At 65.7% G+C, this 14,453-nt stretch carries 10 protein-coding genes; 8 read left to right on the top strand and 2 right to left on the bottom strand.

The window, feature by feature from the left end; all coding sequences use genetic code 11:
- Nucleotides 1–199 precede the first annotated feature (199 nt).
- The 8 genes from DBR12_RS20285 (at nucleotide 200) to DBR12_RS20250 (ending at nucleotide 12,389) form a co-directional block, all read left to right on the top strand.
- On the top strand, nucleotides 200–988 hold the full coding sequence (locus DBR12_RS20285; protein ID WP_233244972.1) for a type VI secretion system accessory protein TagJ: 789 nt from the start codon (nucleotides 200–202) through the stop codon (nucleotides 986–988).
- A 12-nt stretch (nucleotides 989–1,000) separates the two neighbouring features.
- Nucleotides 1,001–1,525 carry a type VI secretion system baseplate subunit TssE gene (gene tssE, locus DBR12_RS20280; protein WP_108618880.1) on the top strand — a complete coding sequence of 175 codons (525 nt, stop codon included), beginning with the start codon at nucleotides 1,001–1,003 and terminating at the stop codon, nucleotides 1,523–1,525.
- A 16-nt stretch (nucleotides 1,526–1,541) separates the two neighbouring features.
- Nucleotides 1,542–3,416: a type VI secretion system baseplate subunit TssF gene (gene tssF / locus DBR12_RS20275; protein WP_108618879.1), complete on the top strand. Its 1,875-nt coding sequence runs from the start codon at nucleotides 1,542–1,544 to the stop codon at nucleotides 3,414–3,416.
- Entirely contained in the window at nucleotides 3,413–4,513 is a 1,101-nt protein-coding gene (tssG, locus tag DBR12_RS20270) for a type VI secretion system baseplate subunit TssG (protein WP_233244971.1), read from the top strand. Before tssF ends, tssG begins: the two co-directional genes overlap by 4 nt.
- Nucleotides 4,514–4,572: 59 nt before the next feature.
- Entirely contained in the window at nucleotides 4,573–7,263 is a 2,691-nt protein-coding gene (gene tssH, locus DBR12_RS20265; RefSeq protein WP_108618877.1) for a type VI secretion system ATPase TssH, read from the top strand.
- 328 nt (nucleotides 7,264–7,591) lie between these two features.
- The gene (locus DBR12_RS20260) at nucleotides 7,592–9,652 is read left to right on the top strand and encodes a S41 family peptidase (protein ID WP_199226739.1); all 2,061 of its coding nucleotides are present in this window, start codon (nucleotides 7,592–7,594) and stop codon (nucleotides 9,650–9,652) included.
- Nucleotides 9,653–9,727: 75 nt separating this feature from the next.
- Nucleotides 9,728–11,209 carry an AMP nucleosidase gene (locus DBR12_RS20255; protein ID WP_108618875.1) on the top strand — a complete coding sequence of 494 codons (1,482 nt, stop codon included), beginning with the start codon at nucleotides 9,728–9,730 and terminating at the stop codon, nucleotides 11,207–11,209.
- 238 nt (nucleotides 11,210–11,447) lie between these two features.
- Nucleotides 11,448–12,389, top strand: a complete 942-nt coding sequence (locus tag DBR12_RS20250) for an ATP-binding cassette domain-containing protein (protein ID WP_108618882.1) — start codon at nucleotides 11,448–11,450, stop codon at nucleotides 12,387–12,389.
- A gap of 113 nt (nucleotides 12,390–12,502) precedes the next feature.
- On the opposite strand, the gene purT is transcribed toward DBR12_RS20250, so the two are convergent.
- Nucleotides 12,503–13,705 carry a formate-dependent phosphoribosylglycinamide formyltransferase gene (purT, locus tag DBR12_RS20245; RefSeq protein WP_108618874.1) on the bottom strand — a complete coding sequence of 401 codons (1,203 nt, stop codon included), beginning with the start codon at nucleotides 13,703–13,705 and terminating at the stop codon, nucleotides 12,503–12,505.
- Nucleotides 13,706–13,834: 129 nt separating this feature from the next.
- Nucleotides 13,835–14,278, bottom strand: a complete 444-nt coding sequence (cynS, locus tag DBR12_RS20240; protein ID WP_108618873.1) for a cyanase — start codon at nucleotides 14,276–14,278, stop codon at nucleotides 13,835–13,837.
- Between the last annotated feature and the right edge of the window lie 175 nt (nucleotides 14,279–14,453).

The raw sequence follows: 14,453 nt of genomic DNA, 5'->3' as shown, positions 1-14,453 counted from the left end.
CGCCCCCGCCACAAACACAACCACAACCACAACCACAAGTGGATGCTCTAAGGCGCAGCAAAAAAACTGCGCGCACGCGGTCGCTCAAAGGGGCTAAGCACTGTCAAGCGGACAGCTGCGGCCCAGGTTGCAGCCCTTCCAGTCTCCTTGCCCGCACGTAGTAGTGCAACGCGTGCCATCACATCAACGAGTTTCTAACGTGACTTCTGCTGTACTTTTTGACTCCCAAAGCCCGCTGGACGTTCAGATGAACCGCATCAAAGACGCGATCAAGATCGAACCCGCACAAGCATCGCTGCGCACGTTCTACTTCCAGTTACTCGCAGTGCTCGGAGATTGGAACAAGGCGCTGGCGCAGCTGCAGATGTGCGCGCAGCTGGACCCCAAGGCCATACCCATGGCACACGCCTACCGCGAGGCCTTGCGCTGCGAGCTGCTGCGCAAGGAAGTATTCGAAGGCCAGCGCACGCCTTACATCCTCGGTGAGCCGCCCGCCTGGCTGAGCTACATGGTGGATGCGCTGAAGGCGCAAGCTCAGGGATCGCACGACGCAGCACTGAATCTGCGCACGCAGGCCCTGGACATGGCGCCCGCCTCGATCGGCGCCATCAACGGCGATGCGTTCGAATGGCTTTGCGATTCGGACTCTCGGCTCGGCCCCGTCTTCGAGCTCTACACCAACGGCTGCTACTACTGGGTGCCTTTTTCCGCCGTGCGCAGCGTGACATTGGACAAGCCGTCGGACCTTCGCGACCTCGTGTGGCAACCTGCCGAACTGGCGCTCGCAAACGCGAGCATCCTGCGCGGCCTCATACCGACACGCTATCCAGCCCAAGAGGGTGATGATGACAGTCTGCGGCTGGCGCGTCGCACCGAATGGACAGACCTCGGCGGCGAACATGTCGCGGGCCGGGGCCAGCGGGTGCTGGTATCCGACCAGGGAGACCACGCCTTGCTCGATGTCCGCACCATATCCTTCAACGCCTGATGCGGGCCAGCCATGCTGACTAGGCGCCATAGCGGTTTCGGCACAGAGAAAGACCGCCTGCAGCCGGCCTTGCTGGACAGGCTGACCGACCACGAGCCCACCCGCCGCACCGAGCAGGCCGACGCGGTGTACGTCACCGAGGCGCGTCTGCGCGCTGCACTGCTGCGAGACCTGGGCTGGCTGCTCAACGCAAGCAATGCCTCTGGGCACATCGACTTCGACGGCTTGGCGCACGCAGAGCAGTCCACGCTGAATTACGGCATGACCCCGCTGGCGGGCAAGCTCCTGTCTGACCTTGACTGGAAGGACGTCGAAGCCAACGTGAGCCGGGCGATTCTTGCGTTCGAGCCCCGCGTGCTGCCGGAGTCGCTCACAGTGACGCTACTGCCGTCGTTCGATTCGCTCAACCACCACAACACCTTGCAGTTCGAGATCCGCTGCCAATTCTGGTCCATGCCCTATCCGCTGGAACTGCTACTCAAGACCAGCCTGGACCTGGAGACCGGCCAGGTGGTGGTGTCCGACCTCAGAAGCTGAGAGTGAAAGCCGAGCAATGAATCCGCGCCTGGTCGAGTACTACAACCGCGAACTCGCCTACCTGCGCGAGCTGGGCGCCGAGTTCGCTGCGACCTTCCCAAAGATCGCAGGGCGCCTGGCGCTGCGCGACCTGGACGTGGCCGACCCGTATGTCGAACGGCTGCTGGAAGGCTTCAGCTTCCTCACGGCCCGGGTGCAGATGAAGATGGACGCAGAGTTTCCGAGGCTGTCGCAGCGCATCCTCGAGATGGTGTGCCCCCACTACCTGGCACCCACTCCGGCGATGGTCATCGTCCAGATGTCGCCCAGCGAAACCGAAGGCAATGTGGCTGACGGCTACTGCCTACCGGCGGGCAGCATGCTGAGGTCGCGCAAGTCCACCGACGACCAGACACCGTGCGACTTTCGCACCGGACACGATGTGACGCTCTGGCCCGTGTCCCTTAAGCGTGCGGCGCTGGGCGGCCCGCCGCTGGACATTCCCCTGGCCCGATTTGGCCTGTCGCAGGAGCCCGCCGGGCATCTGCGGATGGAGTTCGAAACCCAGGGCGCGACCGATTTTGCGCGCCTGCCGATGGACAGGCTCGCCTTCTACATCCATGCCACGGACACCGTGGCTTCGCACCTGCAGGAGGTACTGCACCACGCGCTGCAGGGCATCGTGGTGCACGACGTACAGGACCCCGGCAAGGTGTACGGCTACCTGCCCGCCCAGGCGCTGCAGGCGGAAGGCTATGAACAGAGGCAGGCGCTGCTGCCTTACTCGCACCGCGCATTCCAGGGTCACCGTCTACTGCACGAATACTTCGCATTCCCGTCCCGTTTCCGGTTCTTTTCCATCCAGGGCCTGGCCGCGTCGCTTAGGCAGATACCCTCGCGGCGGCTGGCGATGACGCTCCTGCTGCGCAAGGCCAGTCCGGACCTGGAGCCGGTCGTGGACGCGCAGAACTTCCTGCTGCACTGCACCCCCGCCATCAACCTCTTCGAGCGCATGGCAGACCGCATCCACGTGTCCACGGATGTGAACGAATACCACGTGGTGATGGAGCGCACCCGGCCGCGCGACTTCGAGGTTTACAGCGTCCTCGGCGTCACTGGGCACCAGGAGGGCAAGGTCAACGACCGAGAGTTCGTTCCACTCTACGCATCCGTGCACGGCATCCGGTCGGAAGACCAGGCGTACTTCGCGGTGCGGCGGGAGCCTCGGCTTTTTTCAGAGCACGCGGTGCGCTTCGGTCCCCGCACCCAATACCTTGGCAGTGAGGTCTTCCTGTCGCTGGTGGACCAGCGAGCAGCCCCGTTTTCCGACGACCTCAAGCAACTGTCGGTCCGCACGCTGTGCACAAACCGGGACTTGCCGCTGCTCATGTCCACCAACCAAGCCGAGGGCGATTTCATCACACTCGACTCGGCCCCCATTGGCACCATACGCACCATCGCGGGGCCCTCGCGGCCCGTGGGCAGCATTGCCGAGAACGAAGTCACTTGGCGGCTGATTTCCCACCTCTCGCTCAACTACCTCGCGATGACGGACCTCTCCGAGCAAGAAGGGGCGGCGACCTTGCGCGAGCTGATGAACCTCTATCTGACCCTCGGAGATCACGCGCTCGCAGGCCAGGTCGCGGGACTCAAGGAAATGAGCATCCGCCCCATCACCCGGCGCCTCACGCAGCACAGGCAGCTGGTATATGGCCGCGGTGTGGGCGTCACGCTGACAGTGGACGAATCCTCCTTTGCCGGCGTAAGCGCCTGGCCGCTCGCGTGCGTGCTGGAGCGCTTCTTCGCACGCCATGTGGGCGTGAACAGCTTCACGGAACTGTCTCTTCACTCCCGGCAGCGTGGGCCGGTCGCCAAATGGGACGTGCGGCCCGGCCAGAGGCCCAACACATGAGCCGCACAGCAACGCTCCCCCTGCCGCAGGCGGCGCAGCGCACCGGTGAAGCGGGCCTGTGGCGGCGTCTACGCCACGACCCGCATGCCTTCGATCTATTTTTCACACTGCGCTGGCTCCAGGCTCGCCATCCTGAGCAGCCACGTCTGGGCCGCGCCGCCCGCCCACAGGCCGAGCCCATCCGCCTGGGGCAGGACCCGTCGCTCGCTTTCGCACCCGCGACCATTGCAGAACTCCTGCCCCCCACCGCGGGCCAGCCGGAGCGCCTGACGGTCTGGAATTTCGGCCTCTATGGCCCTAATGGGCCTATGCCCACGCACCTCACGGAATATGTGCGGGAGCGCCAGCGCCAGTACGATGACCCGACGCTCGCACGGTTTTCCGACATCTTCCACCACCGGCTGCTCCTGCTGTTCTTCCGCGCCTGGGCCGATGCCCAGCCCACCGTATCGCTCGACCGGCCAGGCGATAGCATGTTCGACAGGCACCTGGCCAGCCTTATAGGGGTCGGCGAGACGTCTGCGCGCCAGCGTGACGCTGTGGAAGACCACGCCAAGCTGCACATGGCCGGGCACATGACGCGGTCCACCCGCAACCCGGAAGGGCTACAACGCGCTATAGGCAGCTACTTCGGGGTGCCGGTGGCGATGCAGGAGTACTGCCTTCACTTCCTGGCGCTGGAACCCTCGCAACAGACCCGCTTGTCGCGACACCCGTGCAACTCCCAACTGGGCGTGGACACGGTAGTCGGCTCACGGGTGCCGGACGCCCAGAGCAAGTTCCGCCTGCGCATTGGCCCCTTGACGCTCACCCAGTACGAGCGTTTCCTGCCCGACCAGCCCGATTTCAAGGCCCTGGTGGATTGGGTGCGCAACTACCTGGGCATCGAGTACGCCTGGGATTTCGAACTCGTACTGCAGCGCGAGGAAGTGCCGGGCACGCGCCTTGGCGGTGGCACCCGGCTGGGCTGGACGAGCTGGATGCTCGATGGCCCCGCGCCCCGCGACGCGGATGACTTCCGCCTGGACCCTGAAAGCTGGCTCCAGTCTCGCGGCCACCGCGTCATCGCCCGCACGGTGCCTGCGACCGCTCGCTAGCGGTCGCCCTCCCACAACCCTTTCCGCATTTTTCTCTTCAACGCACCGCCACCACGCCCATGTCAGAGATCAGCCGCCTCGCCCTGTTCGGAAAACTCAACCCCCTGCTGTTCAAGTCGCTCGAAGGCGCCACCGTGTTTTGCAAGCTGCGGGGCAACCCTTACGTGGAGCTGGTGCACTGGCTGCACCAGCTGCTACAGGAAAGCGATTCCGACCTGCTGCGGATCTTTCGCCACTTCGAAATCGATGCCGAGCAGCTCGCCGCCGACGTGCTGCGCAGCCTGGACCGGCTCCCCCGGGGGGCCACATCAATCTCGGACTTTTCGGACCAGATCGAAACATCGATCGAGCGCGGTTGGGTGTACGCCACGTTGATGTTCAACGAATCGCAAATCCGCAGCGCCTACTGGCTGTCGGGCATGCTACGCACCCGGGCCCTGGCCAACGAGTTGCGGTCCATCTCCAAGGAGTTGGAAAGGATCAGCGAGCCGGCATTGAGCGATGCATTTCCCAAGGTGCTGCCGCTCTCGCCGGAGGCCAAGTTGCAGGCGGCCGACGGCTCAGGCCTGCAGGGGAGCCCCGGCGAGGCCAGCGGTGCAACGTCGTCACTGGGCGCACGCAAGCAAGAGGCGTTACAGCGCTATACGGTGGACCTGACCGAGCGCGCACACAAAGGCGAGCTCGACCCGGTGACTGGACGTGACGAGGAGGTGCGCCAGATGATCGACATCCTCATGCGCCGCCGTCAGAACAACCCCATCCTGGTGGGCGAAGCGGGCGTGGGCAAGACCGCCGTGGTGGAAGGCCTGGCACTGCGCATTGCATCGGACGACGTCCCACCGCCACTGCGTGGCGTTCAGCTGCGCGTTATGGATGTCGGCCTGCTGCAGGCCGGCGCCAGCATGAAGGGCGAGTTCGAAAACCGCCTGCGCTCGCTGCTGGACGAGGTGCAGGCCAGCACCACACCCATCGTGCTGTTCATCGACGAGGTGCACACACTCATCGGAGCCGGTGGCCAGGCGGGCACGGGCGACGCCGCCAACCTGCTCAAGCCAGCGCTGGCCCGTGGCGTGCTGCGCACCATCGGCGCCACGACCTGGGCCGAATACAAGAAGTACATCGAAAAAGACCCTGCGCTGACCCGGCGCTTCCAGCTGGTGCACATCCACGAGCCGGATGAGCCCAAGGCCGTCCACATGCTGCGCGGCGTGGCCGCCAAGCTGGAGGCACACCACAAGGTGCGGATCGCGGACGAGGCCGTGGTGGCTGCCGTCAGCCTTTCGCACCGGTACATCCCCTCGCGCCAGCTCCCGGACAAGGCCGTGAGCCTCATCGACACGGCCTGCTCCCGCGTTGCCATGGCCCTGACAGCGACCCCTGCGCGACTGGAAGCGGTCACCCGGCAGCAAGAGGCCCTCCGGGTGGAGCTCGACATCGTGCAGCGCGAAGCGGAACTAGGCGTGGCGGACGCGGGCCGCGCGGGCGAACTGACGGCCACGTTGGGGCGCTTGGAGCAGGAACGCGGCATGCTGGCCGAACGGTTGGGGCGCGAAAGCGATCTCGCCCAGCGCATCGTCCAGGCAGAGGCTGCATTGATGGCCGCGCGTGCTGGCCGCACGTCGGGCAAAGCCCTCGCTCCGGCAGAGCCCACCATCGCTGCACCGGCCGTCTCAGCATCACAGCTGGAAACGCTGCGCAAGGAACTAGAGGCGCTACAAGGCGATGACCCTCTGCTGCATCCGGTGGTCGATGCGGGTGTCGTGGCCGCCGTAGTCGCAGAGTGGACCGGCATCCCTGTCGGCCGGATGGTGCGTGACGAAGTGAAGTCGGTGCTGACGCTCGCTCAAACATTGGAAAACCGGGTGATCGGACAACGCCACGGCCTGGAGGCCATCACGCGCCGCATCCAGACGGCCCGCGCGCAGCTGGACAACCCCAGCAAGCCCATCGGCGTATTCCTGCTCGCGGGCCCGTCCGGCGTGGGCAAGACCGAAACCGCGCTGTCCCTGGCCGAAGCCCTGTATGGCGGCGAGCAAAACCTCATCACCATCAACATGAGCGAATTCCAGGAAGCGCACACGGTCTCCACACTCAAGGGAGCGCCTCCAGGCTACGTCGGCTACGGCGAAGGCGGCGTGCTGACCGAAGCTGTGCGGCGCAGGCCCTACAGCGTGGTGCTGCTCGACGAAATCGAGAAGGCACACTCCGACGTGCACGAGATGTTCTTCCAGGTGTTCGACAAAGGCTGGATGGAGGACGGCGAGGGCCGCTACATCGACTTCAAGAACACCGTGATCATCCTGACCTCCAACGTGGGCTCCGAGCTGATCGCAGGCATGTGCAGCGACCCGGAGCTGGCCCCCGCACCAGAGGCCTTGGCCAAGGCCGTGCGGCAACCCTTGCTCGACAAGTTTCCCGCCGCACTGCTGGGACGCCTCACGGTAGTGCCTTACTACCCCATCTCCGATGCGATGCTCGAGCAGATCATCGGGCTGCAGCTGCGCCGCATACAGGCTCGCATCCAGGCCAACCACGGCGCACAGTTCCAATTCGACGACAGTGCAGTGCAGCTGATCCGCGAGCGCTGCAGCGAAGTCGAATCCGGCGCACGCATGATCGACGCGATCCTGACCCAGAACCTGCTCCCTCGCCTCGCGATGGAATTCCTTCAGGCGTCGGTGGATGCGAGGTCCATCGGCCACATCGACGTCAGCGCGGCCGACAACGACTTTGTGATCCGCTACGCCTGATCCCAAAAATCCATTCTCGCAAGTCGACGCCACTATGCCCAACGACCGCCTGCTACGCGACCTGTTCCAGATCCCCCGCGCCAACAGAGCTTCGCCAGCCAGCGCACCCACGCAGAGCAGCGGGGCGCGCGACATGCACCGACCAAATCGTGGACAGTGCAGACCGCGCGGGCTGTGGGCGGCCGGACTGCTCGCTCTGACGCTGGCCCCGGTCGGGTTGGCGCACGCGGGGCTGCTCGACGGTCTGGGCCGGGCCGGCGAGGTCATGAGCCGCGGGGAGGGAGCGGTATCCACCGGACAGCAGATGATGTCAACGGGACAGCAGGTGATGTCGACGGGCCGACAGGCTGTGGACGCGGGGCGCCACGCCTGGGACAACCGCAACGGCATCCCCTTCCAGCCTCCTTCCGGACCGGCGGTGATGGCGCGCGATGAGGGCGGTCCGGCGCGCCTCATCGCTGCGCTGGAGCGGGGTGCCGGTGACCCCATCACGGCGGGCAGCACGCTCGTGGCGCTGCTCGACCAGGGCGCCTACTTCGTGCAACGCCAGGCGGGGCACGTGACGCCGCCCCAGGACCAACTGTTGGCCACGCCCCACGTGGACAGCTCGGCAGTGTCCATCGATCTGCCGCCCACGCCGCCGGGGGCACTTTTCGATCTGGGCACGGGCCGGGTGCGTGTGTCGGGTAGCGGAGTGAAGATCTTCGCGCTGTCCGTGCACACCCAGCTACCGCGCCGCGCGGGCCGCCGTGCGCTGGACACGATCGAGCAGCACGCCATGCTGACAACCAGCTCAGTGCAGATGGAATGGCCACTGCAACCCGACCTTGCCATGGAGCCGGTGGGTGGCAAATTGCTGGTGTGGGCCAGCGAGGCAGGTGCGTCGTTCCCGGCAGGGTTTGGCGTGGATGGCCGACTGTTCACCCCCGATGACCCCATGGTGCGCCTGCCGCGCGGCTACACCGTGGTCACGCTGGGCAGCCGCGGCTTCAGTTTCGACCGCAGTCGTGAGGTCGCACTGTCGCAGTACGGTGTGCAGTCCACCACCGACATCGACCTGACCCGGCTCGCGCCCGGCGATGCATTCAAGGCATTCACCAGCGTGATGCATGAGCGCTACCCCTTTCGTGGCACCCAGCCCATGGACTGGGCAAGGCTGCAAGCCGAGCTGGCCGACAGGATCCGCCAGGCCGGCGACCAGCGGGACCGGCAGGCCATGGCGCAGGTCTATGCCGAGATCGGCGCACGCCTGCAGGACGGCTTGTTCCGGGTCGATCTGCGCGGCGCTGACGGACTCCAGCGGCAGGCGGCGGGGCTGGACACCGGTCTGGCCGGGCAATGGGTTCCACGCGGCATTACTCCGCTGCCGCAGCAGGGTGTATGGTGGCTCCCAGATGGCCGCGCGATCGTGGGCAGCGTCGCGTCTCACTCTGCCGCCGACCTCGCTGGCCTGCGGCCGGGGGCGGAGATCATGGAAGTCAACGGCGAAAGCATTTCCCGCTATGTGGGCCGGGCTTCTCGCTATTCCAATCGCCCCACCGAGGCGGGGCGCCGCCACGACGCGCTCAAACTCACTGCGCATGACCGGGATGCCATGGTCCTGAAGGTGCGGCAGGACGGCCGGGACCAGTCCATCGACCTGCGCCAGCGCATGGCCGAAAGGCCACAGACTGCGGGTACCGGGCCCAACAATGAATCCTTGTCGGCGTTCCAGCTGCGCAGCCATTCGGGCCGGCAATATGGCTATCTGGTACTCAGTTCGTTCGCCGACGGCGGCGGCAACCTGGACCTTTGGGAGCGCAGCCTGGCCGCCGCCAATCAGGCACGGCTGCGGGGTCTGGTGCTCGATCTGCGGGGCGCCAACCATGGGTCCTACCAGCTGGTTGCGCACTATGCAGCCTCGCTCTTCTCGTATGACCGTCCCCTCAGGCTGCAAGGCTACGCCCAGCGCCAGGTGGACGCCACCGCCAAGGTCTGGCGCACCCGCGGCGGTCTGGGCCTTCCCCCCCAGTTGCCGCTCTTCACGCAAGGCCAGGCGAACTACAGCGGCCCCCTGGTGCTGCTGACGGGCCCGGAATGCACCGGGGCCTGCGAGATGTTCGCCGCCTGGTTGCAAAAGGCAGGCAGGGCACAGATCGTCGCGACCGAGCCCACGCCCGGTGCAGTGGGCATGACGACCCGGATCCTTCTGCCCGGCGACATGGTAGTCCACGCGCCTACCGTGGCAGAACTCGCTGCCAATGGCGAGCACTATGTATTCGGCAAAGGCGTCGAACCCGACCTCCGTGTTGCCGTTGATGCCGGGTTCGTGCAGCGGGCCATGGGCGGAAGCGACCCCGTGCTGGACGCAGCCGTACAGTGGCTGGAGAGCAGGTCACAGGCCCGCTGAGCGCCCCACAGCCCACAAAATTCTGAAAAAAGCCGCCCGCTCTCCTGCGGGATCGCGGGCAAGCGAAAATAGCGCATGCCCCTCATCCCCGACTTCATCGCCCTCACCCGCCACACCGACCCCGCCGACGCGCTGGCGCAGGTGCAGCGCATCTACCAGCAACAAATCGGCCACCTGCGCGAAGCGATGCAGCGTTTTGTGGCGGGAGAGACACCCGAATCGGCAGTACGTGCGTTTTACCCCTTTGTGAGGGTGCACACCACCACTGTGGCACGGGCTGACACCAAGCTGGCCTATGGATTTGTCGAGGGCCCTGGCCGCTACGAAACCACCCTCACCCGGCCCGACCTGTTTGCCAACTACTATGCTGAGCAATTCCGCCTGCTGCGGGCCAGCCACAACGTGGAGCTGGAAGTGGGTACCAGCACCCACCCGATTCCCATCCATTTCTCCTTCGCTGAACACGATCACATCGAGGGGACGCTGACGACCGAGCGCCGCATGCTGATGCGCGACGTTTTCGACCTGCCCGACCTGGCCGCCATGGACGATGGCATTGCCAACGGCACCTGGCAGGCCCGCCCTGGCGAGGCCCAGCCGCTGTCGCTGTTCACCGCGCCGCGCGTGGACTACTCGCTGCACCGCCTGCGCCACTACACGGGCACAGCGCCCGAGTGGTTTCAGAACTTCGTGCTGTTCACCAACTACCAGTTCTACATCGACGAGTTCGTGCGCCTGGGGCATGCCGAGATGGCCAAGCCAGACAGCGAGTACATCGCCTTCATCGAACCCGGCAACGTGGTCACCCGGCGCGTGGGGCTGAGCGCCGAGGCTGGAGACGATCTGGGCGCAGCCCCGCCCCGCCTGCCGCAAATGCCCGCCTACCACCTGGTGCGCAAGGACGCGAGCGGCATCACCATGGTCAACATCGGCGTGGGCCCAGCCAACGCCAAGACCATCACCGACCACATCGCCGTGCTGCGCCCGCATGCCTGGATGATGCTGGGCCACTGCGCGGGCCTGCGCAACAGCCAGCAGCTGGGTGACTATGTGCTGGCCCACGCCTATGTGCGCGAGGACCATGTGCTGGACGAAGACCTGCCGCTGTGGGTGCCCATCCCGGCGCTGGCCGAGATCCAGCTCGCGCTGCAGCAGGCGGTGGCCGATGTCACGAAGATCAGCGGCGCGGACCTGAAGCGCGTGATGCGCACCGGCACCGTGGCCAGCACCGACAACCGCAACTGGGAGCTGCTGCCCGACAACACGCCCCAGCGCCGCTTCAGCCAGAGCCGCGCGGTGGCGCTGGACATGGAAAGCGCCACGATTGCCGCCAATGGCTTTCGCTTTCGCGTGCCCTACGGCACCCTGCTGTGCGTGAGCGACAAGCCGCTGCATGGCGAGATCAAGCTGCCCGGTATGGCCAACCATTTCTACCGCGAGCGCGTGGACCAGCACCTGCGCATCGGCATGCGCGCCATCGAGATCCTGCGCAACGGTGGGGTGGACCGCCTGCACAGCCGCAAGCTGCGCAGCTTTGCCGAGGTCGCCTTCCAGTAAAGCAAGCAGCACCGTCCCGGATTTCGGGCTGACCAGCTCCATGCCACTGGACTTCCACGCCCTGGCGGCCGTCATTGCTGCCAACCAGCGCATGAACTTGGCGGCCCTGCCACTGATCACGGGCCGGCGCGTAAGCCGCGTGGCAGGGACAGACTGCCCGCTTTGCGGGGCGAGGGCGGCCAAGACGGCGACTGGCGGCGGACGGTTGAAGACGGCGCGCTTCGCACACAATCGGAGCATGACCGCACTTTTTGAAGCCCTGCACCTGCGCAAACGCTACGGCGAGACGACCGTGGTGGATGACGTGTCGTTTGCCATTGCCCCCGGCGAATGCCTCGGTGTCATCGGCCCCAATGGCGCGGGCAAGACCACCACCATCCGCATGTGCCTGGGCCTCACGGCGCCCGATGGCGGGGCCGTGCATTTCACCCCCACGCCGGGCGCGGCGCCATTGCACATGCCACGCGATGCGCTGGCCATCAAGGCGCAGCTGGGCGTGGTCACGCAGTTCGATACGCTGGACCCGGACTTCACCTGCGCCGAGAACCTGCGCGTGTTTGGCCGCTACTTCGGGCTCAAGGGCGCAGTGATGGACGAACGCGTGCCGCAGTTGCTGGAGTTTGGGGCGCTGTCCCACAAGGCCGATGCCAAGCCGGGCGAACTCTCGGGCGGCATGAAACGGCGCCTGTCGCTGGCGCGGGCCCTGGTCAACAACCCGCGCTTGCTGCTGCTCGACGAGCCCACCACCGGCCTGGACCCGCAAGCCCGCCACCTGATGTGGGAGCGGCTGCAATTGCTGCTGCAACAGGGCAAATCCATCCTGCTGACCACCCACTTCATGGACGAGGCCGAACGCCTGTGCTCGCGCCTGCTGGTGCTGGACCACGGCAAGAAGATCGCCGAAGGCCGCCCGCGCGAGTTGATCGCCCAACACCTGGAGCCCGAGGTGGTGGAGGTGTTTGGGGTGGGCGCGGTGGCGCTCACACAAGACGCCACCCTGCGCGCGCTCGCGGCCCGGGTGGAAGTGAGCGGCGAGACGGTGTTTTTCTACACCCAGAACGCCCAGCCGCTGCTGCAGGCGCTGGGGCAGCATGGCCACCTGCGCACCTTGCACCGGCCCGCCAATCTGGAGGATCTGTTCCTCAAGCTCACGGGACGCCAGATCCGCGAGGATGGCTGAGCGCCCATACCGGCTGACGCAATAAAAACCTGCCGCATCTGCCGGAAAACGCTATAAAAACAATAGCTTCCAGCGCTTACCCATCAGGCGGAAGCGGCCATTTTTACTTAAAATCAAGCCTTCCGAGGCGTGACCTTGCTGGCGGCGAGCTTGGCGTTGCTGCGCGCCGTCTCCACATCCACCGCACGCGCCAGCGCCACGCCCATGCGGCGCTTGGCAAAACTCTCGGGCTTGCCGAACAGGCGCAGGTCGGTGCCCGGCACGCGCAGGGCATCGTGAACGCCGTCGAACACGATGCCCTTTGCTTCCACACCGCCATAGATCACCGCGCTGGCGCCGGGGTTGCGCAGACTGGTGTCCACGGGCAGGCCCAGGATGGCGCGGGCGTGCAGTTCGAACTCGCTCTGGTGCTGGGTGCACAGCGTAACCAGGCCCGTGTCGTGCGGGCGGGGGCTGACTTCGCTGAACCACACCTGCTCACCCTTGACGAACAGCTCGACGCCGAACAAGCCCTGGCCACCGAGGTTGTCTGTGACCGCCTTGGCGATCTGGCGTGATTTTTCAAGCGCAGCGGGGTGCATGGGGTGGGGTTGCCAGCTTTCCACATAGTCGCCGCTCACCTGCACGTGGCCGATGGGGTCGCAGAAATGGGTCTCGATCTGGCCATCGGCACCCACGGCGCGAACGGTCAGCTGGGTGATCTCGTAGTCAAAGTCGATGAAGCCTTCGACGATCACGCGGCCGTGGCTCACGCGGCCACCGGCCATGGCGTAGTCCCAGGCTTTTTGCACGTCGGCCGGGCCGTCGATCTTGCTCTGGCCCTTGCCCGAGCTGCTCATCACCGGCTTGACGATGCAGGGGTAGCCGATGCCAGCATCGATGGCGGCCTGCAGTTCTTCGAGCGAGTTGCAGAACTTGTAGGGGCTGGTGGGCAGGCCCAGCGTTTCGGCGGCCAGCACGCGGATGCCTTCGCGGTCCATGGTCAGGCGGGCAGCGCGGGCCGTGGGAATCACGCGCACGGTGCCTGCGGCTTCCAGCTCTTCGAGCATGGGGGTGGCGATGGCTTCGATCTCAGGCACGACCAGGTGCGGGCGCTCGGCCTCGATCAGGGCCTTGAGCTGGGCGGGGTCGCTCATGGTGATGGTGCGCGCATGGTGGGCCACCTGCTGGCCGGGGGCGTTGTCGTAGCGGTCCACCGCAATGGTTTCGACGCCCAGGCGCTGCAGCGCGATCAGCACTTCCTTGCCCAGCTCGCCCGAACCCAGCAGCATGACTTTGGTGGCATGGGGAGACAAGGGGGTTCCGAGGGTGGTCATGGGGAGGTTCCAGAAAATGTGAGGGCAATGCGACTGAAGGCGGTGAACCGGCCACCGCCATCCGGCAACTTTAATGCATGGGTTGCAGGCAAGCCCCCACGCAGCGGCAGCTGCCGCGCCCGCTCCCGATCAATACTGCTTGTACGGCAGGAATTTGCCCGACAGGACGACATTCACGCGGTCTCCTTTCGGGTCAGCCTCGCGGGTGATGTCCATGCTGAAGTCGATGGCGCTCATGATGCCGTCGCCGAACTCCTCGTGGATCAGCTCCTTGATGGTGGTGCCGTACACGCTCACCACCTCGTACCATCGGTAAATCAGCGGGTCGGTGGGCACGGGCGTGGGCAGCGAGCCCTTGTAGGGCACCACCTGCAGCCATTTCTGCTCCTCGGCTGTCAGGCCAAAAATCTTGCCCAGTACTTTGGCCTGCTCGGGCGTGGCTGTCATCTGGCCCAGGCACAGGGCGGTCGTCCATTCCTTCGACTGGCCGACCTTCTTGGCAATGGCATCCCACTGCAGGCCCTTGGAGACCTTGGTGCTGATGATTTTTTCGGTGACGTCGGTCCGGTTCATGGGGTCTCCTGAGGGATTGAAAAGACAAAGAGAGGAACCTCCACCCCCAAGCAATGCCCGTGCCTGCCGCGCCCACAGGCACACCCGGACTGGCGACGCCCCGGTCGGCATCGCACAATAGGCGCATGCAGACCGCTACCTCCGCCCCCACCCCGGCCCTCGCCAACATGCCCCC

Origin of the sequence: Acidovorax sp. HMWF029, assembly GCF_003060895.1 — a bacterium.
In the GTDB taxonomy this organism is placed as follows: domain Bacteria; phylum Pseudomonadota; class Gammaproteobacteria; order Burkholderiales; family Burkholderiaceae_C; genus Acidovorax.
This window is presented reverse-complemented; position numbering and strand designations above follow the sequence as displayed.

What these genes read in the sequence shown, in the direction of transcription:
- tssE (WP_108618880.1), top strand. Translation starts at nt 1,001, where the DNA reads ATGCTGACTAGGCGCCATAGCGGTTTCGGCACAGAGAAAGACCGCCTG.
- tssF (WP_108618879.1), top strand. Translation starts at nt 1,542, where the DNA reads ATGAATCCGCGCCTGGTCGAGTACTACAACCGCGAACTCGCCTACCTG.
- tssG (WP_233244971.1), top strand. Translation starts at nt 3,413, where the DNA reads ATGAGCCGCACAGCAACGCTCCCCCTGCCGCAGGCGGCGCAGCGCACC.
- tssH (WP_108618877.1), top strand. Translation starts at nt 4,573, where the DNA reads ATGTCAGAGATCAGCCGCCTCGCCCTGTTCGGAAAACTCAACCCCCTG.
- DBR12_RS20260 (WP_199226739.1), top strand. Translation starts at nt 7,592, where the DNA reads ATGTCGACGGGCCGACAGGCTGTGGACGCGGGGCGCCACGCCTGGGAC.
- DBR12_RS20255 (WP_108618875.1), top strand. Translation starts at nt 9,728, where the DNA reads ATGCCCCTCATCCCCGACTTCATCGCCCTCACCCGCCACACCGACCCC.
- DBR12_RS20250 (WP_108618882.1), top strand. Translation starts at nt 11,448, where the DNA reads ATGACCGCACTTTTTGAAGCCCTGCACCTGCGCAAACGCTACGGCGAG.
- purT (WP_108618874.1), bottom strand. Translation starts at nt 13,705, where the DNA reads ATGACCACCCTCGGAACCCCCTTGTCTCCCCATGCCACCAAAGTCATG.
- cynS (WP_108618873.1), bottom strand. Translation starts at nt 14,278, where the DNA reads ATGAACCGGACCGACGTCACCGAAAAAATCATCAGCACCAAGGTCTCC.